The following is a 20421-nucleotide window of genomic DNA, read 5'->3' on the forward strand; positions in this document are numbered from 1 at the left end:
CCGGCGTCCACCGCGGCAGACACCTCCATGATCTGCCCAAAACCTCATCCCCGGCCAGAGCCCGGGGCGAGGCAGCCGCAAACTTTCTCCGAACACGGCGCGCCAGCGACGCTAGACCGCTAGCCCCGGTCTGTTTCGGTGGGCGCCGTGGCGTCCCCGGCCAGGCCGGCGTCGTCCGCTGTGCCGTTCTGTTCCCGGTCTCCGGGCGCTCTGCCGTTGTGCACCTTGTCGCCGTCGGCGTCCCCGCCCAGCGGGCTGTTGGAGACCGGGGCCGGGGCAGCCCCGGTCTTGAGGCCGGGCGCCTTCTGCTTCTCCGCCTCCATCGCGTTTGAGCCTTCGCTCAGGGACGAGTGGACCTCCACGTCGTCGTTGGGATCTGCCGGGTCCGGCACGTCCGTTTTCTCCGTTGGCTTGGATGTCCCGGCCAGGTCCTCCATGGCGTTTTCTGCTGCCTTGCCAATGCTGTCGCCGATACCCACTGACTGCTCCTTCCGGCGTTGCGTCCCGGCCGCCCCAGCGGCGTACCGGCCCTACTCCTCCAGAATTATCAGCATGCTTACAATTAGTCCAGTGCTGGGGAACCGAACCGCAGCCGGAGAGGAAGGAAAGGCAATGAGCACTTACCATCCGGAAAATGACCCCGCGAACCCCGACCGCCCGGGCAAGGAAGAGGTGGGCGCCGCCCAGCCCCATCCGGCGGAGCAGCGCAGCCGGGAGTCGGCCGGGTCGCCGAACCCGGATCCGCTGGAAGGCAACGTCACCGGCCTGGAACCGGGCGGGGGAGTCCCGCCGGGAGCGACGCCGCCCGCGGAGGACCAGATGAGCAGGGACCAGGGTCACTCCGAATAGGGCCTGGACGTGCAGCGGGGCGGCGCGCATGCTGCCCGCCGCCCCGCTGCCTGCGTCAGGTCCTCAGGAAGACTCTGTTCCCCGGGCAGTGGCGCGGAGTTCCCCCGGGCCGGCCAGGTGGCGTTCCAGGCCGTCCATATCGAGGCGCGTGTTCCAGCTGGCCCAGTCCTTGGGCCGCACCGACGGCCGCCCCAGCAGGTAGCCTTGGCCGGCGCTGATGCCCAGTTCGGTGAGGACCTTGAGCTCTCCCACAGTTTCGATGCCCTCGGCCACCAGGGTGATGCCGATTTGGTCGGTGAAGTCCACCAGGCACGCAGCCAGCGCACGCTGGAGGCCGTCCTTGTCGACGTCGCCGATCACGTTGCGGCCCACCTTGAGGAAGTCGGGCCGCAGGTGGATCATGCGGCTCAGCGCGCCGGCGCCGGTGTGGGTGTCGTCGACGGCGATGCGCAGGCCCTTTTCCCGCAGCGGATTGATCGAGGAAAGGAACTGCAGGTATTCCTCTTCGGGAATGTCCTGGGTCAATTCGAGCACCACCCGGTGGGTGGGCAATTCAATGTGGTCGAAGAGCTCCGGCAGCCGCGGGTCCAGGCAGGACGTGGGGGAAATGTTGAGGGAAACGTAAAGGTCTTCGGGCAGGTCCTTCGCGGCTGCTGCCGCCGAACCCAGAGCGGAAAACTCGAGGTTGGCGCCCAGGCCCACCGCGGCGGCCTCCGCAAACCACAGCTCCGCGGCCGCGCCGTCGTCGCTGACGAACCGGGAGAGCGCTTCGGCGCCCACCACGGTTCTTCCTTCCAGTCCGTAGATGGGCTGGAATGCGGTCATCAGCATTTGGTTCTCAAGCAGGGTGCTGATCCGTGAAGCGCTGCGGATGGCATCCAACTGCTCCGCAAACTGCGGCGGAAGCGCGGGCGGCGTGAGCCGCATGTCCCTGGCGGCTTCCAGTGTCTCCGTCACGTTGGCGTCGCTGCGCCGGGTCTCGAGGAGATACTCCAGCAGGGCCCGTTCCGGCACGCCTGGATTCTCATCGAGGCTGTTGCTCAGCCGCTGCCGGACGGCGGTTCCCGCAGGATCCGTATCCGCCAGCACGGCGGCGATAATTCCCCATGCCTGTACCCGAACCGACATTAGCAACGCCCCCAGTTGACGAAGTAATGACCCGATGGCCCCATAATGTTCAAATTTCCAAACGCCTTATAAAAGAACGGTGCTGCCAACCTGATTTCCGAGGCGGCGAAAAACCAGACACCGCACGCTGATCGTATAACGGCGGCCACGAAAGTGCAGTAGTTTTTGCGTTACTGGTTAGCGCTTTCCTGCTGGTCAGCCAGCAGTTCCGGAATCTGGTCCGGGGGAATGGGCCGGCTGAAGTAGTAGCCCTGGGCGCTGCGGCAACCCAGGCCGCGGAGGATTTCTGCCTGTTCCGCCGTTTCGACGCCCTCCCACACCGCTTCCAGCCCGCATGCCCGCACCAGTTGCAGGACTGCCGCCACCAGCGCGGGCTGGCTGGGATCGCTCTCCAGCCCGGTGATCAGTGACCGGTCCACCTTGACCCGGTCCACCGGCAGCCGGCGGAGGTAGCTGATGGACGAGTAGCCGGTGCCGAAGTCATCGATCTCGATGCCCACACCCAGGCCGCGGAGCCCGCCCAGCGAGTACCGGTCCAGCTCGTTGCCTTTGACGATTGCCACTTCCGTCAACTCCAGGACAACCTGTTCAGGCCTGACGCCGGTCTCCTGCAGGGTGTTGCGCACGTCCTCGATGAACTGCAGGCTCTGCAGGTCTGTGGCGGAGATGTTGATGCGCACGGAGAACCTGCTGTCCACCAGGGCGGCATCAATCCAGGCCCGCAGCTGCTTCACCGCGGTCCTGAGGACCCAGAGTCCAAGTTCGGAGATCAGGCCCGCCTCTTCGGCAAGGGGAATGAACTCGTCAGGCATGATGAATCCGCGGGTCGGGTGGTTCCACCGGACCAGTGCCTCCACGCCTTCGATCCGCCCCGTTCCAAGTTCCACCACCGGCTGGTAGTACAGCGTCAGCGCATCACCCTTGATGGCGGCCCGCAGGTCATCCACCAGCTGGCTGCGGAGCCGGCGCACCAGCAGCAGAGCGGGCTCGAACCGGTGCAGCTTGTTCTGCCCCTCGGCCTTGGAGGCATACATGGCGACGTCGGCCTCCATCAGCATGTCCTCAGGGCTCTGGCCCGCGCTGCCCACGCTGAGTCCGATGCTGGCACCACAGCGCACGCTGCGGCCGGGAAGTTCAATGGGTTCGTTGAGGGAGGCCAGGATGCGGTGTGCCACGATCGCCGCCTGGTCCGCCGATGCGGAGGGCATGACGATGGCGAATTCATCCCCGCCCAGGCGGGCTACGACGTCGGAGGCGCGCACCGCGGTACGGAGCCTTTCACCCACGGTCACCAGGACCTGGTCCCCGGCCGTGTGCCCCAGGCTGTCGTTGATGGATTTGAATGCGTCAAGGTCCATCAACAGGATGGCCGGCCCCTCTTCGGACCCCCCGCCGTCCGCCGCGGCACGGGCCTCCAGTGCGGCGCGAAGGGCTTCGAGCAGCGCCGACCGGTTGGCCAGCCCGGTCAGCGGGTCCTGCATGGCCATCTTCTGCATCTCAAGGTGGGCCTCGTGAAGGAGCTGGGTCCGGACCTGCACCCGCTGCTCGAGTTCCTCGTAGATGACCTGCAGGTCTTCGGCCAGCAGATTGGTGCCCATGATGATCGCATCGAGCTCGTCCCGGGCCGGTGAGACTTCTATCCGGGAGGTGAGGTCGCCGGAGGCAAGCCGGACAATGCCTTCCAGGAGCTGGGAGAGCCGGGGATCGTCGTTGGCAAACATGGCCAGTCCTCCTTCGGCGCCTAGTTGGCCTGGACGCGGTCAGTGCCGAGGGGAAGGCTGACGGTGACGGTGGTCCCGGTGCCCAGGGTGGAAGCGACATCGATCCGGCCGCCGTGGCGGTCCACAATGTCCTTGGAGATGGCAAGGCCCAGCCCTGTGCCCGGGATGGCGCCGTTCATCGCGTTCGAGGCCCGGTAGAACCTGGTGAACACATGGTTGATTTCGTCGTCCGAGATGCCGATGCCGGTATCGGCGATGCGCACGGTGGCCCACTTGGACCCGTCCGCCGCGGCGTGGGATTCGCTGCCCACCTCGATCCGGCCGCCGCTGGGGGTGAACTTGATGGCGTTGGACACGAGGTTGGTGAAGACCTGCTGCAGCTGCACCTCATCGGCCAGGATCTCCGGATCCTCCGGAACCGGGTCCACATCGATGGTGACGTTCTGCAGGGTGGCCAGCGGGCGCAGCGCCGCGGCAACCAAATCCAGGGTGCGTCCCAGGCGCACCGGTGCGAGCTGCATGTCCGCGTTGTCCAGCCCGCCCCGGGAGACGCTGAGCATGTCCTCGATGAGGGTCCGGAGCCGTTCGGTGTTGCGGACCACGATGTCCAGCATCTGGTGGACCTCCTTGGACACCGGGTGCTCGGTGCTCTCCTGGATCATGTCCAGGTACGCCATGATCGAGGTCAGCGGCGTGCGAAGCTCGTGGTTCACCGTGGCCAGGAAGTCCGTCTTTGCCTTGTCGAGTTCGCGCAGCTGCTTGACCACCTGCTGCTGGCTGCTGATCAGGTGGCTCTGGATGAGTCCGTAGGCCGCGTTGCCGGCCACGTGCTGGATCAGGCCCAGTTCGGCGCTGGACCACGTCCGTGGCCGGTCCATCATGGCGATCCAGATGATGCCCAGGGAGGAGTTGCCTTCGCCGATGGGCACCGCCAGCGTGGAAGCCGCCCCCGCCACGGCCCTGGCCGGCTTTTCGTCGGCCCTGGGCTCGGTTTCATTTCCGTCCGACGAGAGCGTCTCTGTCCCGGCCCAAAGCGCATCGGCCGTGGCGCGGGCCTCGTCCTCGCCGGGAAGGGCGTCCTTGGGCAGTTCCGCCAGCCCCTGCCGGTGCCAGGTCGCCATGATCACCGGGACGCGGTGGTCCTCGAAGGTGGCCAGCACCACGTGGTCGGCCTTGAAGGTCCGGCCGAAACCGGAGACCACGTGGTTGGCGATCTCCTGGGGATCGTTGGTGGCGCGTACCGCGGCTGAGACCTCGCGCAGCTGCTCACGGAGTCCCTCGGCCTCCTGCCGGGCGGCGCGGCGCCGGGACACCTGCTCGATGAGGACGGATGCGCGGTGGACCAGTTCTTTGGGCTCCGGCGGCTTGGTGATGCAGTCGTGGACGCCGGCGGGGTTGGCCGCGGCCACCTCCTGCGGATTGTCCAGGTCCACCATCACCAGGACGGGGGCCGCGGACTGGGCAGGGGACAGAAGCGCGTCGGCGACGACGATGGAAGGCTGGCCTGCGTTCAGCAACGCGGCGAGGCTGGCGGCGTCCGCCGCTTCCCGGACGCCGTACCCCGCGTCCCGCAGTGCCTGGGCGTTACGGGCCAGCCGGCCGGCGTCGGGATCAGCGACGACGGCGGTGCGGGTCAGGCGCACGCCACTCGGCACAGCCGTCACAGTGTTCCCTTCCTCCCAGTTGAGTACATTCTAGGGGGACGGCGGCCACAGGGGTCCAGAGCGCCCGCGCCCACCCCTTATTCGCGCCCCGTGGGCAGGGCACGCCGTAATGTGGCCGAAGCTGCGCCGGTTGGCAGGGACGGAACATATATTTGAGCCGTGTCCTCCCCAACGAAGTCGCCGCGGTCCGTCCTGCAGAAGTACCTGATGATTCCCAAGCTCGTCAGGTTGTCGCGGGGCGCGCCGAAAGACCGGCACCAGGCGTGGGACACCTACTGGGCACGAATCACGGCCACGGGCCCCGGCGGGGAGGTCCTGTGGGATTCGGGCAGCGACCATGAGTTCCTGGGCTACAAGGACAGCCTCCTGCGCTACCTGGACCCCGCGCTTCCCGTGGTGGATACCGGGTGCGGCCATGGCAGTTTCACCCGGGCGCTCGCAGGCGTCTTCCCCCGGGTGGTTGGCGTTGATGTCTCGCCGCACGCCGTTGACCGGGCCCGGGCGGAGTCCGCGGGAAGCGGCAACACGACCTTTGAAGCGCGGGACATGACGGCGGAGGGTGCCGGAGCGGCCCTGGCCGGGTCCCTCAACGCAGGCAAGGACGGGGCCAACGTCTTCATCCGCGGCGTCCTGCACGTCCTTGCCCCGGCGCACCAGATGGCGCTGGTCGAAAACCTCCGGCTCCTGGCCGGGCGCCGCGGCACCGTCTTCATGGCGGAAACCAACTTCCAGGGCAACCCGGTGGAGTATGTGTCCCACCTCGGCGCAACCACGCGGGGCATTCCGGCGCCGTTGGAACTGGCCATCCGCGGGCTCCCCATGCCGGGGCACTTCGGGCCCGAAGAGCGCGAACGGACGTTCCCGGCGTCGGCCTGGGAACTCCTTGAAGATGGCCATACGGCCATCGAAACCAACCCGGTGACCGGCGTGCCCGGCCAGGACCGGGTGCCCGGGTATTACGCAATCGTCCGCCCACGCCGGTAGGCCCCAGGGCAGGGCATTCAACCCTCCCCGCAGACTTGTCCGGATTCCCGCAGCCAGTCCGCAGGCCGCCGTCCTTCCCCTTGACACCGGCCGGATCCAGAGGCTCCATGGTAAGTAGACTTACTAGTTAGCCCCGAGGTGAAAGGAAGGCCACGCCAGCCGGGGGGACGGTTCTGCACCTTCGATTCCCGGACACACTGAATTTCATCCACCAGCAACCGCGCAGCGACGGCATCCGTCGAATTTCTTCCGGTTGGAAAACCCCAGCCGGGAAGACGCCCAAGCCGCACCCGCGCCCCAGCGCCGTCGGGTTCCGGATTACCCTCCGGTACCCCGCACCGGCCGCCGGCGCAAGACCTACAGGAACCACCATGAGCAACCTCATTCCGTCCGGCGACCTCCGCCGGATGCTGCTGCCCCCCACCTACGGGCGGCACGTCACGTCAGCCACCGAATTCACCATTCTGTCCGTGGAGGTATGGGCCTCCGGGTTGGTGGTAAACATCCACCTTCCCTCCGATGACGCCCCCGAGCCCCGGCTCTTGCTCCAGGACCACTTCGGGACCGAATACACACTGCAGGAATCCGCCACCGTCGGGGCCCGCAACCTGCAGGTCTTCACCCCGTCCGTGCCGCCGGGCACCAGGAGCCTGACCATCAGATCGGCTGACGACGCCGGCAACAGGCCCGTGGTGACCTTCGCCGTGCCCCTCATGGCCGTGCCCGAAAGCCGGCCAAACCTGGAGGCGGCAGGCCGCGGGGCCTCCGCCGCCGCTATTGACGAGTCCTACGAGTCCGACCTCCGCCGCCCTGCCTGACCTACAGAAAGGCCCGCCATGCCCGATACCAGCAACTTCACGCCCACTGCCGCCATCGTCACCGCCTCCGACTCGGGAATCGGCAAGGCCACGGCTGTTGCGCTGGCCCGCGCCGGGATGGACGTGGGCGTCACCTGGCATTCGGACAAGGCGGGTGCGGAGGGGACGGCCGAAGAGATCCGCAGCCTGGGGCGCAAGGCTGTGGTCCGGCAGCTTGACACCACAGAACTCCGGGCTGCTGCGGGCGTGATCGACGACCTCGCCGGGGAACTGGGCGGCCTGCACGTCTTCGTCAACAACGCGGGGACGGGGGCCAACACCAAGTTCCTCGATATGGGCATCGACGACTGGATGAAGATCCTCGACACGAACCTCAACGGCGCATTCGTCTGCCTGCAGGCCGCGGCGCGGCGCATGGTCAAGGCAGGCAAGGGCGGCCGGCTGGTGGCGGTGTCCAGCGTGCATGAGTTCCAGCCGCGCGTGGGTTCATCCGCCTACGATGCCTCCAAGCACGGCCTGGGCGGCCTCATGAAAACGCTCGCCCTGGAGCTGGGCCAGTACGGCATCACGGCCAACACGGTGGCCCCCGGCGAGATCGCCACGCCCATGACGGGGCAGGAGGACCAGGATCCGACGACGACGGCACGGCCCGGGGTGCCGCTCGGACGGCCTGGCCACGCGCGGGAGATCGCTGACGTCATCGCCTTCCTTGCCTCGCCGGCGTCCAGCTACGTGACGGGTGCGGCCTGGGTGGTGGACGGCGGCATGCTCCAGATGGGCCCGCAGGCCGGCTCGCACCTCACCGGCAATGAGTGGCGTGAGGGCTAGGCCGTTCCGTCCGGTTGAGGAGTCACTCAGTCCGCATCGCGGATCTGGCAAGCGCTTTCCAATGCAGTGCTGGCATGATGGAGCGCATGCGCATTCTTATCGCTCCGGACAAGTTCAAGGGGTCCCTGACGGCAGCTGAAGCCGCCGCCTCCATCGCCGAAGGGGCACTCCGGGTCTACCCGGACGCCGTCGCCACCCAGTTTCCCATCGCCGACGGCGGCGAGGGCACCCTGGAAGCGGCCGTGGCGGCAGGATATGAGGAGCGGTTGAACGCCGTCGTGGGGCCCATCCTCGCCCCGCTTGGCGCCGCCTGGGCCATCCACAAGGCAGGCGACGGCAAGGTCACGGCGGTGATCGAAACCGCCCAGGCGTCCGGCCTGGCGGACATGGAACCAACCCCGGCCAACGCCTTGCGCGCCCACAGCTATGGGTGCGGCCAGCTCATCGCCGCAGCCCTCGACGCCGGCGCCACCGAGATCGTCCTGGGCCTGGGCGGGTCCGCCATGACGGACGGCGGCAGCGGCGCACTACGCGCCCTCGGACTGAAACCCCTGGACTCAGCAGGAAACGTTGTGCCCCTGGGCGGAGGTTCGCTGGCCGACGTCACAACGCTGGACACGAGCGGGCTGGACCCGAGGCTCTCCGCCACCACATTCCGCATCGCCGTCGACGTCCGCAACCCGCTGTACGGGACGTCCGGCGCCGCCCACGTCTTCGCCCCGCAGAAAGGCGCGGACCAGGACGCAGCGGAAATGCTCGACGCCGGGCTCCGCAACTGGGCGTCGGTGCTGCGGGAAGCAACGGGCCGGGACGTGAACGTCCCCGGCGCCGGCGCCGCCGGTGGCTTCCCGGCGTCGTTCCTTGCGTTCACCAACGCCACGCTGGAAGGCGGCTTTGCACTGGTGGCGGGGCTGACCGGCCTGGCCGCCCAGCTGGACCAGGCTGACCTGGTGATCACCGGTGAGGGATCCATGGACTCCCAGTCGCTCACCGGCAAGGCGCCGATCGCGCTCGCGAACGCGGCCCGGGACCGCGGCATACCCGTCATTGTGGTGGCCGGCAGGATCCTGGTGACCTTCGAGGACCTCGCCGGACACGGCGTGGTGGCCGCGGCCCAGCTGCTGGATGTGGCGTCGAGCCCGGAAGATGCCGTAGCAAACGCCGGAAAGTACCTGGCCTGGGCAACGAGCCAGGTACTCGAAGGCGCCTAGCCCACGATGGTGGTGTTGCGGCGCCGCCGGAACACCAGGATGGCAATCACCACCAGGGCAGCCACGCCGGCGATCACCCACGGGGCGTAATTCAGTCGCGTGGACTCATTTTGTGCGGACTCGCCGGTGCCGGGGTTGGCCGGACCGGTGGACGCGGTATCCCCGGGGGAAGGCGTGGGAGACGTGGCTGCCGGCCATGCCGCACCGGCCGATCCCGGGGCCACCTGGCCTGCCTGTACTGTGCCTGCCGCAGCGGTTGCTGCCCCGGCGGAAAGCGCCGGGGCTGCGAGGAGCAGCAGGGCCAGCAGGGTGGTAGGCACGAACGTTCGCATACAGTCTCTCCTCATGGATGGGCTGGTTGGGCCGTTAGGCGCCGGTTTCGTAGTGGGGTTCGGCAACAGGCTTCGATTCCGGGGATCCCTTCTCCCGCAGGTACACCGACGCTCCCACCAGGACGCCGACGGCCAGGAACTCGCTTTGCCAGTTCTGGAAGGACTCGAACCAGAAACGGCTGGTGCCCAGGTACTGCAGGAACGTGATGGCGGGCTGGCCGTGGCTTTGCTGGTCCTGGTTGTACTCGTCCACCCCGCCGGCGGCGTGGAGGAGGAACGAGGCAAGGAACAGCACGAAAAACAGGATCGACAAGGAGTGCTCGTACACCTTCAGTGCCACGCCGCCGCGCCGGATCGGCCACGGGGTGGCGCTGCTGATACGCGCTTCCCGGGGGTCTTGGTCCTGAGGGGCCTTCCTGCCCATCGGCTTGGACTCGGATGAGCCCTTCTGGAACAGGAACACCGTGAGGACCACGTACATGGCCATCTGCAGGAACTCCGATTCCCAGTTCTCGAACGTGGCCTCAACGAACGCGCCGGTTCCCAGGAACTGAAGTACGGACACCGCCGGCTCGCCGTGGGCCTGCTGGTCTTCGCTGTACGACGCTGCACCCGAGAGGACCATTCCCACGAAGAACGCCAGGAACAGGCCCAGGTTGGCTACCAGCAGCCCGTGCTCTTTGGCCCACTTACGCATCCTTACTCCTTATCCTCGGCCGGGAGGATCCTCCCGGTGGCCCGTTTGTTCAGGCGAAGCGGAACGAACACCAGCATCACCACCATGACGCCCAGCAGCGCGCCGCCGGCCATGACCCCGGCGGACCGGCCGGCTGCAACATCGAAGACCAGGGCCGCTGTTCCCGCACTCAACAGGGCGATGCCGCCAAGGGCGATCTTGGTGATGGTGTCCGCGCTGGACACCAGCATTTCCTTCAACCGTTTCCGGAAAAGCCGCCGGTGCACGCTGACCGGTAGGAGGATGAAGGCGGTGGTCAGGGCGGCAATCACCACATTGGTGAGGTAGAGGCCAACCTCCCAGTCGTCCAGCTTTTCAAAGCGCTGCTGGAACGGCAGGGTCAGCAGGAAGCCGGCCAGGATCTGCACCCCGGTCTGGAGCACCCGCAACTCCTGCAGGAGTTCGGCCCAGTTGCGGTCCAGCTGCTCCTCGCGGGTCTCGTTCCGGCCCGTGCGGCCCGTGTAGTCCTCAACTTCGGACATCGGCGCTCCTTCCTCTCCGGCGGCGGTCCAAGTCCTCTTTCTACTCCTCCCGTACCCAGAAACAAGGCTGGCCGTTGCGCCGGCTACAACATTTGATAAGTTTACTGATTATTACCCGCGGTGGTGGACTTGGTCCCCTGCCCGGGATAGCTTCAAAGGGCCGGAGCACGGCGGAGCCCTTCTATATCGACACAGGTCAACCGATACCAGGCAGGCGGACTATGAGCGACACGGACAAGCAGACAGACCAGCCGCAGGATCCGCGCGGCGGCTACCACTCGGGCCCCTTTCCCGAGCAGGAACAAAAGCAGCCCGGGCTCACAGCACCCATGAACCCCAAGCCGGACCACGGGGAGCTCAGCTACGAAGGACACGGCAAGCTCGAAGGCAAGGCCGCCCTCATCACCGGCGGGGACTCCGGCATTGGAAAGGCTGCTGCCATCGCGTTCGCCCGGGAAGGGGCCGACGTCGCCATCTCCTATCTGCCGGAGGAGGAAGACGATGCGCAGGATACCGCGGAGTGGATCCGCAAAACCGGGCGCCGGGTCCTCCTTCTTCCGGGTGACGGACGTGAAGAGGAGTTCAGCACCCGGATCGTGGAGGAAGCCGTTTCCGAATTCGGACGGCTCGACGTCCTGGTGCTGAACGCGGCCTACCAGAAGAACCGGGAGAGCCTGGAGACACTTCCCACCGAAGAGTTCGACAGGGTCTTCCGCACCAACCTTTATTCACTGCTGTGGTCGGCGCGGGCAGCCGTGCCGCACTTGAAGGCCGGGGCCTCGATCATCACCACGGCCTCCATCCAGGCCTTCAACCCTTCGCCGGAGCTCATCGACTACGCCATGACCAAAGCAGCGCAGGTGGCCTTCACCAAGGCCTTGGCCCAGGAGCTCGGCCCGAAGGGGATCCGCGTCAACGCGGTGGCCCCCGGCCCCATCTGGACACCCTTGATTCCCGCCACCGAGTGGCCGGACAAGCTCCCTTCCTTCGGCCAGGACACGCCGCTGGAGCGCGCTGGCCAACCCGCCGAGCTCGCCGCAGCCTACGTACTTCTTGCATCCGAGGACGGCTCCTACATCTCCGGCGCAGTCCTGCCCGTCACCGGCGGCAAGGGGCTCTAGGCAGGACCGCGCCCCAGGCAGTACCGGGTTCCATCGCCCGGGCAGTATCAACAGACCAGCAACATCGGCAACGCACAACAGGAGGAAGCATGACGCAGGAAAACCAGCAGGCTGAACCCGAGTCGGCCCCGGGCGGCTACGGCACCCCCACCGCCGAGCAGGAGGCTGCCGGCACCCAGGGCGGCCAGCAGTCCAGCGGCGGCGCCCAGCAGTCCGGCGGCGCTTCATCGGCCGGCGCGGACACCAACGAACCGCAGTCCGGGACGGGCCAGAACCCGGTCCCGCACGACATGGACCTCCCCTCCAGCGCCGCGGAGATCGACGAGTCGAATGACGATTCCCAGGGGTCGGCGCCTGTCTCCTCGGAGTCCGGGCAGGAAGCAACGGGCATTCCGGACGGCAGCGGAAATGACCTTCCGCAGGAGAAATCGCCGAACGACGACGACGAAAGCTTCGACGCCGGATAAGTCACCCTGGCCCCTGACCTCTGGCCCCCGTTCCACTGCCCGCTGCGGCAGGGGAAACGGGGGCCTTTGCCGTTCCCGCGGCTCCTCCTGCCGGCGCGTCCCGCGGTCCGCGCACTGGCATACATCCCGTCCGGCTGGGTACGGAACACGCGAAACCACATCAGCCGGCAGGCAGCAGAAGGCACCCCATCCTGCCCGCCGGCGTCAATTTCGACGCCAGGAGGTGGACCCGTGGGGAAGACTTCGGAGCAGTGGGCGCGGCAACCGGACCGGCCGGACAAAGCGGCGGTGGACGTCCTGGTGCCCACCTGCAACCGGCCGGCTGAGCTGGCCGTCACCCTCGCGGGACTGGCAGCGCAGCAGGAACCCGCGTTCGCCGTCGTAGTCAGCGACCAGTCAGCGGGGCAGCCCGCGTGGGACCATCCGGCGGCCGCTGCGATGGTGCGGGTGCTCGAGGCGCAGGGCCGGCCCGTCACGCTGCTGCGCCACCTCCCACGGCGGGGACTAGCTGAACACCGGCAGTTCCTGCTGGACCAGTCCACCGCGGAGCAGTGCCTTTTCCTGGACGACGACGTTTGGCTGGAGCCCGGCGCCCTGGAACGGCTGAGCCAGGCCCTCGCCGAGCTGCAATGCGGGTTTGTGGGCATGGCCCCGCAGGGGCTGTCCTTCCTGGACGATCGCCGGCCTGAACAAACGGCGGCCTTCTCAGCCTGGGAGGGCCCGGTGGCGCCGGAGCGCATCCGCCCGGGCAGCCCGGAATTCGAGCGGTGGCCGCTGCACAACGCCGCGAACCTCAGCCATCTCAGTGCCGAGCTGGCCCTGAAGCCCGGCGACTGGGTGCCCTACCGAGTGGCGTGGCTGGGCGGCTGCGTCCTGTACCGCAGGGAGGCGTTGAACGACGCCGGCGGGTTCCGTTTCTGGACCAGCCTCCCGGCAGACCATGCGGGCGAGGACGTTGTGGCCCAGTGGCAAGTGATGGAACGGTACGGCGGGGCAGGCATCCTGCCCTCCGGCGCGGTCCACCTTGAAGCGCCCACCACGGTGACGGACCGGCGGGTGGAGGCGCACGACGTCGTCCTCAGGCAGGACTCCGCCGAGGCGCCCTAGTGGGGGCATGGCCTCAGGCTCCGCTGCCGGCGGCTGCCCCGGACAGCGGGTACGCCACATACGCGAAGCGGTCTGAATCCGGCGACCAGCTGTTGACGTTCAGCGTGCCTTGGCCGCCGAACACCGGCCAGGTGTGGAGCGGTGTGGTCCAGTCAGTGGTGGAGACGAGGACGACGTCGACAGGCAGGTCTGCGGGGTGGCCTTGCGTTCCGGCGGGGAAGCGGATGTAGCCGGCCAGACGGCTGTCGGGGGAGAGGTGCGGGAACCAGTCCGCGGAAGCGCTGTGCACCAGCTGCTCGAACTGGCTTCCGTCGGGCCGGACGCGGGCCAGTTGGGCATGGCCGGGGACCGTGGTGAAGGACTCCGTATGAGGTACAGCCAGTCGCCGTCGGGCGAGTACTCTGGCCCGTCGCAGTGCCCGGGCCCGACGTCGATCCTTGCGGCAGCACCGCCGTCGGACTTTATGGTCATCAGGCGGCCCGGCCGCGTGAAGTCGCCGCCCTCAATCCCGACATATGCGAGCTCCGTGCCGTCAGGACTGACGCCGTGCAGGAAATGGAAGGACCCGTCGTCGGCCGTGATCCTGGTTGCCCGTCCACCCGCCAAGGGGGCCCGGTAGATGTGTCCGTCCTCCCCGGACAGGAAGATGGTCTCGCCGTCCGGGGCCAAGACATGGTCGTTGTTAAGGGCCGGGAGGTCCGTCAGCACGATCCCGGCAAGGGACCCGTCAGCCAGGTCCAGCCTCCACAGGAGGCCGCCCCCGTTCAGGATCAATGCCCGGCCATCGAGCGTCCAGTTGGGTGCCTCCACGAGCATATTCCCGGTGGCGTATGCCAGTTCGAGTCCGCCGCCGGCCGATGCGATCCAAACCTCGCACTGCTGGCCCGGCTGCAGGGCACGCACGGCGTCAGTCTTTGCTGGTGAAGGCGGCGTCGAAGCTGGTTTGGGATGGGGGGAAGTCGTACTTTTTGAGTGCGTTGAGTGCTTCGGGGGCGCCGTGGAGGCGGTCCATGCCGGCGTCTTCCCATTCGATGCTGATGGGGCCGTTGTAGCCGATGGCGGCGAGGGCGCGGAAGGAGGCTTCCCAGGGGACGTCGCCGCGGCCTGCGGAGACGAAGTCCCAGCCGCGGCGTGGGTCGCCCCAGGGCAGGTGGGAACCCAGGACGGTGTTGCGGCCGGTTTGGCGGATCTTGGTGTCCTTGCAGTCCACGTGGTAGATCCGGTCCTTGAAATCCCAGATGAAGGAGACGGGGTCAATGCCCTGCCACATCATGTGGGAGGGGTCCCAGTTCAGGCCGAACGCTTCGCGGTGGCCGATGGCTTCGAGGGTGCGGACGGTGGTCCAGTAGTCGTAGGCGATTTCGGAGGGGTGGACTTCGTGGGCGAAGCGGACGCCGCATTCGTCAAAGACGTCCAGGATGGGGTTCCATCGGTCGGCGAAGTCCTGGTAGCCGGCGTCGATGACTTTTTCCGGGACGGGCGGGAACATGGCGACGTACTGCCAGATGGAGGAGCCGGTGAAGCCGACGACGGTGTCCACGCCGAGGGCTTTGGCGAGCCGGGCGGTGTGTTTCATTTCCTCGGCGGCGCGCTGGCGGACGCCTTCGGGGTCGCCATCGCCCCAGACTTTGGACCCGACGATGGCCTGGTGCCGGAAGTCGATGGGGTCATCACAGACGGCCTGGCCTTTGAGGTGGTTGGAGATGGCCCAGACCTTGAGGTTGTACTTGTCCAGGATTGCGAGTTTGGACTCGACGTAGCCCGGTTCATCCCAGCGCCAGGCGTCCAGGTGGTCGCCGGAGACGGCGATTTCGAGGCCGTCGTAGCCCCAGCCGGAAGCAAGCTTCGCGACTTCTTCGAAGGGCAGGTCGGCCCACTGGCCGGTGAACAGGGTGAACGGGCGGGGCATTCGGGGCTCCTTGGTTTAAGGCTGGGCTGGCGGGCGCTGCCGGGGCAGGCGTTAGTGGCGGACGACGGTGAGGGTGCTTTTGTTGGCGGCGGATTCCTCCACGGCGGCCAGGATGTGCTGGACGTTCAGTCCTTCTTCGAATGACGGCGAGGGCTGGGTTCCGTCCTTGATGGCGGTGAGGAAGTCGCGGATTTGGTGGGTGAAGGTGTGTTCCCAGCCGATGATGTGGCCCTGCGGCCACCAGGCTTCCAGGTAGGGGTGGCCGGGTTCGTTGACCAGGATGCGCCGGAAGCCCTGTTCGCGGACCGGGGCGGTGGCGTCCAGGAAGCCGAGTTCGTTGAGGTTTTCCAGGTCGAACAGGAGGCTGCCCTTGTCGCCGTAGATCTCGATCTGGAGGCTGTTTTTCCGTCCGGTGGCCACCCGGGAGACTTCCACTGAGGCGATGGCCCCTGAGGTGAGGGACAGCGTGGCCCAGGCGGCGTCGTCGACCGTGACGTCCTCGGTGCCGTTCTCGCCGGGGCGCCGGTCCACGAAAGTGTTGAGCCGGCCGGACACCTCGGTGACCTGGTCACCGAGGAGGAACAGGACCTGGTCGATGGCGTGGGAGGCGATGTCGCCAAGGGCACCGGACCCGGCCGTTTCCTTCCGCAGCCGCCAGGTCATGGGTGCCTGGGCATCCGCGAGCCAGTCCTGCAGGTACGCGGCCCGGACGTGCCGGACGGTGCCCAGCCGGCCTTCGGCGATCAGTTCCTTCGCGAGGGCCAGGGCCGGGACGCGCCGGTAGTTGAACCCGATCATCGACTGCACGCCCCGGGCCCTGGCTTTGGCCGCGGCGGCGGTCATCAGTTCTGCCTCGGCCAGGGTGTTGGCCAGGGGTTTTTCCACCAGGACATGCTTGCCTGCCTCCAGGGCGGCGATGGCGATCTCCGCGTGCATCCAGCCCGGGGCACAGATATCCACGATGTCGATGTCATCCCGGGTGATCACCGTGCGCCAGTCCGTTGCCGATTCGGCCCAGCCATACCTTTCCGCGGCCTCCGCGACCGCGGTGGCGTCCCGGCCCACGAGGACTTCCTGCTCGAAGGCCGGGACGTCGAAGAAGCTGGCCACATTCCGCCACGCATTCGAGTGGGCCTTGCCCATGAAGGCATAACCAATCGCGGCCACGCCCAGCGGGCGCGAAGCCGGTCGGGAGGCCGGGGGTTCGGACGGGTGTGCGGCTGCGGTCATGATGCGTTCCTGCGTGCTTCCTGCTGGCTGGACTACGTGCTGGATTACTTGCTGGATCAGAGCGTGGCGGTTTCCGGCGCCCAGTCCTCGGGGAGGGCGGGGGCTACCGGGGCCGAACTTTCGACGTTCACGAACGTGCCGGAATCGACGGACTCCGAGATGGAGACCATGGTGTCCAGGACGTGGTACGCCAGTTCACCCGTGGCGCGGTGCGGGACGCCCGAGCGGATGGAGCGGGCCATGTCCAGGACACCCATGCCGCGGCCGTTGGCCGGCCCGGTGGCGGGAACCGTGGTCCAGTCCTCGTCGCCGGCACGCCAGAGCTTGATGTCGCCGGTGAAGTAGTTGGGGTCCGGCAACGAAATGGTCGCGTCGGTTCCGGTAATCTCCACGAAGCCCATCCGGGTCCGGGGGGATTCGAAGGAGAAGACGCTGTGCGAGGAGGCGCCGGATTCGAACTGCGCCATGGCGGAGACGTGGGTGGGCACCTCGACGGTGAACTCCTCGCCTGCCTTGGGCCCCGAACCGATCACGCGCACGTCCTTGGCCTTGGAACCGACGGCGGCCACCTTGCGGATGGAGCCGAAGGCCTGGACCAGGGTGGTCAGGTAGTAGGGGCCCATGTCGAACAGCGGGCCGGCGCCGTGCTGGAAGAGGAAGGCCGGGTTCGGATGCCATGACTCCGGGCCGGGGGTCTGGAACGTAGTCATTGCAGTCAGCGGCGTGCCGATGTCGCCGCGCTGGATCAGGCGCAGCGCCGTTTGGATACCGGCGCCGAGGAAGGTGTCCGGGGCGCAGCCCAGGCGGATGCCGGCGGCGTCGGCGGTCTTGAGCAAGCCCAGGCCGGATTCGCGGTCCAGGGAGAACGGCTTTTCGGTCCAGACGTGCTTGCCCGCGTTGACGGCTGCGGTGGCCACCTCCACGTGCGCTGCGGGGATGGTGAGGTTGACGATGATTTCGACGTCGGGGTGGTTCAGGGCCTTGTCCACGCCTCCCCACTCAGGAATGCCGTACTCCTTGGCACGGGCCTCGGCGGCGTCCTCGAAGAGGTCGGCGATGACGTGGACCTTGAGGTCAGGGAACGCGGTGAGGTTGTCCAGGTACTGCTTGCTGATCACGCCGGCGCCGATGACGCCGACGCCCACGGGGCCGCTGCGGGCAGGCTTGCTGGCGGGGGTGCTCATGCGTTGGCTCCTTCGGCTGCGGTGTTGTTCTCCAGGAAGGCAAGGCTCTGGGCGATGCCCTCGAAGATGTCGCCGTCGTAGTCGTCAAACTCCACCACGCCTACCTCGAGGGACCGCGCGGCGGCGATGACGTCCATGACCGGGACCTTGCCCTGGCCCGCCGGCCGCTGGGCCTTGTTGTCCTTGTTGAGCGGGCCGTCCTTGATGTGGATGAACTTCACGCGGTCACCGAGCTTCGTGAGGATGTCGATCGGGTCCTGGCCGCCGACGGCCACCCAATAGGTGTCCACTTCGAGGACCAGTTCGGGGTCCAGCAGGGACTCGAAGTACTCCAGGGCGGTGCGGCCCTCGGTGGTGGACTCCAGTTCCCAGGCGTGGTTGTGGTAGCCAACCCGGATGCCGTACCCGGCGCCTTTCTTCGCCGCAGCGTTGAGCTTGGCTGCGGTGGCCTGGATGTCCTCGGCCGTCTGCCAGTGCTCGGCGGGCAGGAATGGATCGATGACCGTGGTGATGCCCAGTTCCTTCGCCGCGGCGAAGATTTCGTCCTGGTCCTGGCTCATCAGGGGCGCGTGGCCCGACGGTGCGGTGAGGCCGTTTTCCTTCAGGGCGGCGCCGAGTTCCTTGGCAGTGGCCACGAAGTTGTAGGGCTCAACCTGGGTGTAGCCGATTTCGGCAACCTTCCGGATAGTGCCAGGGAGGTCCTCCGCGATCGCGTTGCGCAGGGTGTACAGCTGAAGTGAGTAGGACATGGGTTTCCTTAGCGTCTGTAGTGAATCGAAGGGGACTGGGGTCAGCGGCCGGCGAGCGAGCCGCCGATGCCGCCGACGCTGAAGTATTTGTTCAGCGTGGCGAAGACGATGACGGGCGGGAGCATCATGACCACGGCCAGGGCCATGACGGATGTCCAGTCCGTGGCGTTCTGCTGGAAGAAGGACTGCACGCCCATGGGAAGGGTGAAGATTTCGTTGGAACGCAGGAACACGATGGCCACGAGGTAGTCGTTCCAGGCCAGGAGGAAGGCGAAGATCGCGGTGGAGAGTACGCCGGGCAGGGAGTTCCGCAGGACCACCTTGGTGAACGAGCCGAACACGGAGCACCCGTCGATCCAGGATGCTTCCTCGAGGCTGATGGGGATGGAGTCGAAGTAGGCGGCCATCATCCAGGTGGCCACGGTCATGGTGGAGCCCACGTAGATGATGGTCAGGCCCAGGAGGTTGTCCACCAGGCCCATGCCGGCGAACAGGATGAACAGCGGCACCACGGAGGTGATGATGGGCAGCGACTGCATGACGAACAGCAGCAGCGAGTACCCGGAGACTGCCTTGCTGCGGCCGCGGGAGAGGACGTAGCCGGCAGGGGCGGCAACAGCCACGGAGACCACCACGGTGGACAGGGTGGTGATCAGGCTGTTCTTCAGCCAGGTGGCGGCCAGGGTCTTGGAGAAGACGTTGCCGAGGTTCTCGAACGTCAGGCCGGTGGCAGTGCTGTTGGGTCCGGGCGTGAAGGCCAGCAGCACGGTGACCATGATGGGCACCAGCACGATCCCCGTGATGATGAGGATTGCGGCGAAGCGCCACCAGCGGCCGCGCTGGCCCGCTTCGGAGAGGACCCTGCGCCGCTTGTCGGCGTCGATGCCGAGCGCGGGGCCGGATTCGGGATGGGCGTGGAGGACTGCGCTCATTATTCGACGCTCGACTTTCGGATCTGGCGGTACAGGATGACCGAGATGACCACCAGGGTCATGGTCATGAGGAAGGCGATGGCCACGCCGGGGCCGGTGGCGAAGTCCTGGAACACGGTCCGGTAGGCCAGGACCACCAGGGAGGTGGTGGCATTGACCGGGCCGCCGCCGGTGAGCAAGTAGATGGTGGGAAAGTCGTTGACGCAGAAGATGGTCATCAGGATCCAGCTGATGTACGTGGAGCGCGCGATCAACGGCAGGGTGATCTGGGTGAACTGCTGCCAGCGGCTGGCGCCATCCATGCTGGCGGCCTCATAAACGGTGGTGTCCACCGAAGCCAGGGCGGCCGAGATCATCATCATCATGAACGGGAAGCTGACCCAGACCTTGAACACCATCACGGTGATGGAGGCCAGGGTGGGATCGGCCAGGAAGAGCGGCGTGCCCATGCCCAGGTTCCGGAACAGCGACGGGATCAGGCTGTCCGGCGTGGCCACCAGCCAGTTCCAGGCAGTGGAAGACACCACGATGGGCACCACCCAGGGCAGGAGCAGCAGGACCTTGAACGTGCCGCCGGCCGGGATCTTGGTGCGCAGGAGCAGGGCCAGGCCCAGCCCCACCAGCCAGGACCCGAAGACGCCCACGATGGTGAACCACAGCGTGAACTGGGCAGCTTTCCAGAATGCCGGCGAGGTCAGGACGGTGGCGAAGTTCTGGCCGCCCACGAAGTTGCCGGTCTGGAGCAGGTCTCCGTCGTGCGTCGCCTGGACGGCGGCGTAGATCAGCGGGTAGCCGTGGATCAGGACAAGGAGGACCACGGAGGGGAGCAGGAGCCAGAAGAACGTCCTGGTGGCCTGCGCGGAGAGCTTGCTCTTGCGTTTTCCGGGGACGGCCCCGGGCCCGCCGGGGGCAAGCCCGCGGCGGGCCCGGCTTAGGCCGGACTGGGTGGTGGTGCTGGACATGGGCGCT

At 67.2% G+C, this 20421-nt stretch carries 22 protein-coding genes; 8 read left to right on the forward strand and 14 right to left on the reverse strand.

Features of this window, described 5'->3' with window-relative positions; all coding sequences use genetic code 11:
• Positions 1 to 119: 119 nt before the first annotated feature.
• A complete protein-coding gene (locus tag ACWRN3_RS08275; protein ID WP_255173987.1) occupies positions 120 to 479 on the reverse strand; it encodes a hypothetical protein in 360 nt (119 codons plus the stop codon).
• 133 nt (positions 480 to 612) lie between these two features.
• Between ACWRN3_RS08275 and ACWRN3_RS08280 the strand changes: the two genes are divergently transcribed.
• On the forward strand, positions 613 to 849 hold the full coding sequence (locus tag ACWRN3_RS08280) for a DUF6480 family protein (RefSeq protein ID WP_255173988.1): 237 nt from the start codon (positions 613 to 615) through the stop codon (positions 847 to 849).
• Positions 850 to 912: 63 nt separating this feature from the next.
• Here the strand turns inward: ACWRN3_RS08280 and ACWRN3_RS08285 are convergent, their stop codons facing one another.
• The 3 genes from ACWRN3_RS08285 to ACWRN3_RS08295 all read right to left on the reverse strand — a co-directional run bounded on the left by ACWRN3_RS08285 (position 913) and on the right by ACWRN3_RS08295 (position 5362).
• Complete coding sequence (locus ACWRN3_RS08285) at positions 913 to 1977, reverse strand: EAL domain-containing protein (RefSeq protein WP_324643757.1); 1065 nt, start codon at positions 1975 to 1977, stop codon at positions 913 to 915.
• Positions 1978 to 2147: 170 nt separating this feature from the next.
• Complete coding sequence (locus tag ACWRN3_RS08290; RefSeq protein WP_324643758.1) at positions 2148 to 3698, reverse strand: putative bifunctional diguanylate cyclase/phosphodiesterase; 1551 nt, start codon at positions 3696 to 3698, stop codon at positions 2148 to 2150.
• A gap of 20 nt (positions 3699 to 3718) precedes the next feature.
• Entirely contained in the window at positions 3719 to 5362 is a 1644-nt protein-coding gene (locus ACWRN3_RS08295; RefSeq protein WP_255173991.1) for an ATP-binding protein, read from the reverse strand.
• A 207-nt stretch (positions 5363 to 5569) separates the two neighbouring features.
• On the opposite strand from ACWRN3_RS08295, the gene ACWRN3_RS08300 reads away from it, so the two are divergent.
• The 4 genes from ACWRN3_RS08300 (at position 5570) to ACWRN3_RS08315 (ending at position 9203) form a co-directional block, all read left to right on the forward strand.
• A complete protein-coding gene (locus ACWRN3_RS08300; RefSeq protein ID WP_255175706.1) occupies positions 5570 to 6346 on the forward strand; it encodes a class I SAM-dependent methyltransferase in 777 nt (258 codons plus the stop codon).
• Positions 6347 to 6717: 371 nt separating this feature from the next.
• The gene (locus ACWRN3_RS08305; protein WP_255173992.1) at positions 6718 to 7164 is read left to right on the forward strand and encodes a hypothetical protein; all 447 of its coding nucleotides are present in this window, start codon (positions 6718 to 6720) and stop codon (positions 7162 to 7164) included.
• Positions 7165 to 7182: 18 nt separating this feature from the next.
• The gene (locus ACWRN3_RS08310; protein ID WP_255173993.1) at positions 7183 to 7992 is read left to right on the forward strand and encodes an SDR family oxidoreductase; all 810 of its coding nucleotides are present in this window, start codon (positions 7183 to 7185) and stop codon (positions 7990 to 7992) included.
• 86 nt (positions 7993 to 8078) lie between these two features.
• Positions 8079 to 9203 (forward strand): glycerate kinase, encoded by a 1125-nt coding sequence (locus tag ACWRN3_RS08315; protein WP_255173994.1) that lies wholly within the window; start codon positions 8079 to 8081, stop codon positions 9201 to 9203.
• Here ACWRN3_RS08315 and ACWRN3_RS08320 read toward each other — a convergent pair.
• Genes ACWRN3_RS08320 through ACWRN3_RS08330 form a run of 3 tightly spaced genes read right to left on the reverse strand, consistent with a single transcriptional unit; the run spans position 9200 to position 10753 of the window.
• Positions 9200 to 9535 (reverse strand): LuxR family transcriptional regulator, encoded by a 336-nt coding sequence (locus ACWRN3_RS08320; protein ID WP_255173995.1) that lies wholly within the window; start codon positions 9533 to 9535, stop codon positions 9200 to 9202. The genes ACWRN3_RS08315 and ACWRN3_RS08320 overlap by 4 nt on opposite strands.
• 34 nt (positions 9536 to 9569) lie before the next feature.
• Positions 9570 to 10232 carry a DUF6766 family protein gene (locus ACWRN3_RS08325; protein WP_255173996.1) on the reverse strand — a complete coding sequence of 221 codons (663 nt, stop codon included), beginning with the start codon at positions 10230 to 10232 and terminating at the stop codon, positions 9570 to 9572.
• A 2-nt stretch (positions 10233 to 10234) separates the two neighbouring features.
• Positions 10235 to 10753, reverse strand: coding sequence for a DUF6328 family protein (locus tag ACWRN3_RS08330; RefSeq protein WP_324643764.1), 519 nt, complete (start codon positions 10751 to 10753; stop codon positions 10235 to 10237).
• A 221-nt stretch (positions 10754 to 10974) separates the two neighbouring features.
• On the opposite strand from ACWRN3_RS08330, the gene ACWRN3_RS08335 reads away from it, so the two are divergent.
• The 3 genes from ACWRN3_RS08335 to ACWRN3_RS08345 all read left to right on the forward strand — a co-directional run bounded on the left by ACWRN3_RS08335 (position 10975) and on the right by ACWRN3_RS08345 (position 13448).
• A complete protein-coding gene (locus tag ACWRN3_RS08335) occupies positions 10975 to 11874 on the forward strand; it encodes an SDR family oxidoreductase (RefSeq protein ID WP_255173998.1) in 900 nt (299 codons plus the stop codon).
• 89 nt (positions 11875 to 11963) lie between these two features.
• Positions 11964 to 12341: a hypothetical protein gene (locus ACWRN3_RS08340; protein ID WP_255173999.1), complete on the forward strand. Its 378-nt coding sequence runs from the start codon at positions 11964 to 11966 to the stop codon at positions 12339 to 12341.
• A 231-nt stretch (positions 12342 to 12572) separates the two neighbouring features.
• A complete protein-coding gene (locus tag ACWRN3_RS08345) occupies positions 12573 to 13448 on the forward strand; it encodes a glycosyltransferase family 2 protein (RefSeq protein WP_476740346.1) in 876 nt (291 codons plus the stop codon).
• 99 nt (positions 13449 to 13547) lie between these two features.
• Here the strand turns inward: ACWRN3_RS08345 and ACWRN3_RS08350 are convergent, their stop codons facing one another.
• From ACWRN3_RS08350 to ACWRN3_RS08380, 7 genes are read right to left on the reverse strand one after another with little or no spacing between them, the layout of a single operon-like run.
• Positions 13548 to 14351 (reverse strand): TolB family protein, encoded by an 804-nt coding sequence (locus ACWRN3_RS08350; RefSeq protein WP_476740347.1) that lies wholly within the window; start codon positions 14349 to 14351, stop codon positions 13548 to 13550.
• Positions 14352 to 14355: 4 nt separating this feature from the next.
• Entirely contained in the window at positions 14356 to 15357 is a 1002-nt protein-coding gene (locus ACWRN3_RS08355) for a sugar phosphate isomerase/epimerase family protein (protein ID WP_476740348.1), read from the reverse strand.
• Between the two features lie 51 nt (positions 15358 to 15408).
• Complete coding sequence (locus ACWRN3_RS08360) at positions 15409 to 16587, reverse strand: Gfo/Idh/MocA family protein (RefSeq protein WP_476740349.1); 1179 nt, start codon at positions 16585 to 16587, stop codon at positions 15409 to 15411.
• A gap of 56 nt (positions 16588 to 16643) precedes the next feature.
• Positions 16644 to 17771, reverse strand: a complete 1128-nt coding sequence (locus ACWRN3_RS08365; protein WP_324643767.1) for a Gfo/Idh/MocA family protein — start codon at positions 17769 to 17771, stop codon at positions 16644 to 16646.
• Positions 17768 to 18520 carry a sugar phosphate isomerase/epimerase family protein gene (locus tag ACWRN3_RS08370; RefSeq protein ID WP_476740350.1) on the reverse strand — a complete coding sequence of 251 codons (753 nt, stop codon included), beginning with the start codon at positions 18518 to 18520 and terminating at the stop codon, positions 17768 to 17770. The genes ACWRN3_RS08365 and ACWRN3_RS08370 overlap by 4 nt, the downstream gene beginning before the upstream one ends.
• 41 nt (positions 18521 to 18561) lie before the next feature.
• Complete coding sequence (locus ACWRN3_RS08375; protein ID WP_476740351.1) at positions 18562 to 19452, reverse strand: carbohydrate ABC transporter permease; 891 nt, start codon at positions 19450 to 19452, stop codon at positions 18562 to 18564.
• Complete coding sequence (locus tag ACWRN3_RS08380; protein ID WP_476740352.1) at positions 19452 to 20414, reverse strand: carbohydrate ABC transporter permease; 963 nt, start codon at positions 20412 to 20414, stop codon at positions 19452 to 19454. Before ACWRN3_RS08380 ends, ACWRN3_RS08375 begins: the two co-directional genes overlap by 1 nt.
• Between the last annotated feature and the right edge of the window lie 7 nt (positions 20415 to 20421).

It is taken from the genome of Pseudarthrobacter sp. rb (assembly GCF_056389225.1).

Excerpts from the sequence above, each read along its gene's own strand:
- ACWRN3_RS08280 (WP_255173988.1), top strand. The coding sequence starts at position 613 with ATGAGCACTTACCATCCGGAAAATGACCCCGCGAACCCCGACCGCCCG.
- ACWRN3_RS08285 (WP_324643757.1), bottom strand. The coding sequence starts at position 1,977 with ATGTCGGTTCGGGTACAGGCATGGGGAATTATCGCCGCCGTGCTGGCG.
- ACWRN3_RS08290 (WP_324643758.1), bottom strand. The coding sequence starts at position 3,698 with ATGTTTGCCAACGACGATCCCCGGCTCTCCCAGCTCCTGGAAGGCATT.
- ACWRN3_RS08300 (WP_255175706.1), top strand. The coding sequence starts at position 5,570 with ATGATTCCCAAGCTCGTCAGGTTGTCGCGGGGCGCGCCGAAAGACCGG.
- ACWRN3_RS08305 (WP_255173992.1), top strand. The coding sequence starts at position 6,718 with ATGAGCAACCTCATTCCGTCCGGCGACCTCCGCCGGATGCTGCTGCCC.
- ACWRN3_RS08310 (WP_255173993.1), top strand. The coding sequence starts at position 7,183 with ATGCCCGATACCAGCAACTTCACGCCCACTGCCGCCATCGTCACCGCC.
- ACWRN3_RS08315 (WP_255173994.1), top strand. The coding sequence starts at position 8,079 with ATGCGCATTCTTATCGCTCCGGACAAGTTCAAGGGGTCCCTGACGGCA.
- ACWRN3_RS08320 (WP_255173995.1), bottom strand. The coding sequence starts at position 9,535 with ATGCGAACGTTCGTGCCTACCACCCTGCTGGCCCTGCTGCTCCTCGCA.
- ACWRN3_RS08325 (WP_255173996.1), bottom strand. The coding sequence starts at position 10,232 with ATGCGTAAGTGGGCCAAAGAGCACGGGCTGCTGGTAGCCAACCTGGGC.
- ACWRN3_RS08330 (WP_324643764.1), bottom strand. The coding sequence starts at position 10,753 with ATGTCCGAAGTTGAGGACTACACGGGCCGCACGGGCCGGAACGAGACC.
- ACWRN3_RS08335 (WP_255173998.1), top strand. The coding sequence starts at position 10,975 with ATGAGCGACACGGACAAGCAGACAGACCAGCCGCAGGATCCGCGCGGC.
- ACWRN3_RS08340 (WP_255173999.1), top strand. The coding sequence starts at position 11,964 with ATGACGCAGGAAAACCAGCAGGCTGAACCCGAGTCGGCCCCGGGCGGC.
- ACWRN3_RS08355 (WP_476740348.1), bottom strand. The coding sequence starts at position 15,357 with ATGCCCCGCCCGTTCACCCTGTTCACCGGCCAGTGGGCCGACCTGCCC.
- ACWRN3_RS08360 (WP_476740349.1), bottom strand. The coding sequence starts at position 16,587 with ATGACCGCAGCCGCACACCCGTCCGAACCCCCGGCCTCCCGACCGGCT.
- ACWRN3_RS08365 (WP_324643767.1), bottom strand. The coding sequence starts at position 17,771 with ATGAGCACCCCCGCCAGCAAGCCTGCCCGCAGCGGCCCCGTGGGCGTC.
- ACWRN3_RS08370 (WP_476740350.1), bottom strand. The coding sequence starts at position 18,520 with ATGTCCTACTCACTTCAGCTGTACACCCTGCGCAACGCGATCGCGGAG.
- ACWRN3_RS08375 (WP_476740351.1), bottom strand. The coding sequence starts at position 19,452 with ATGAGCGCAGTCCTCCACGCCCATCCCGAATCCGGCCCCGCGCTCGGC.
- ACWRN3_RS08380 (WP_476740352.1), bottom strand. The coding sequence starts at position 20,414 with ATGTCCAGCACCACCACCCAGTCCGGCCTAAGCCGGGCCCGCCGCGGG.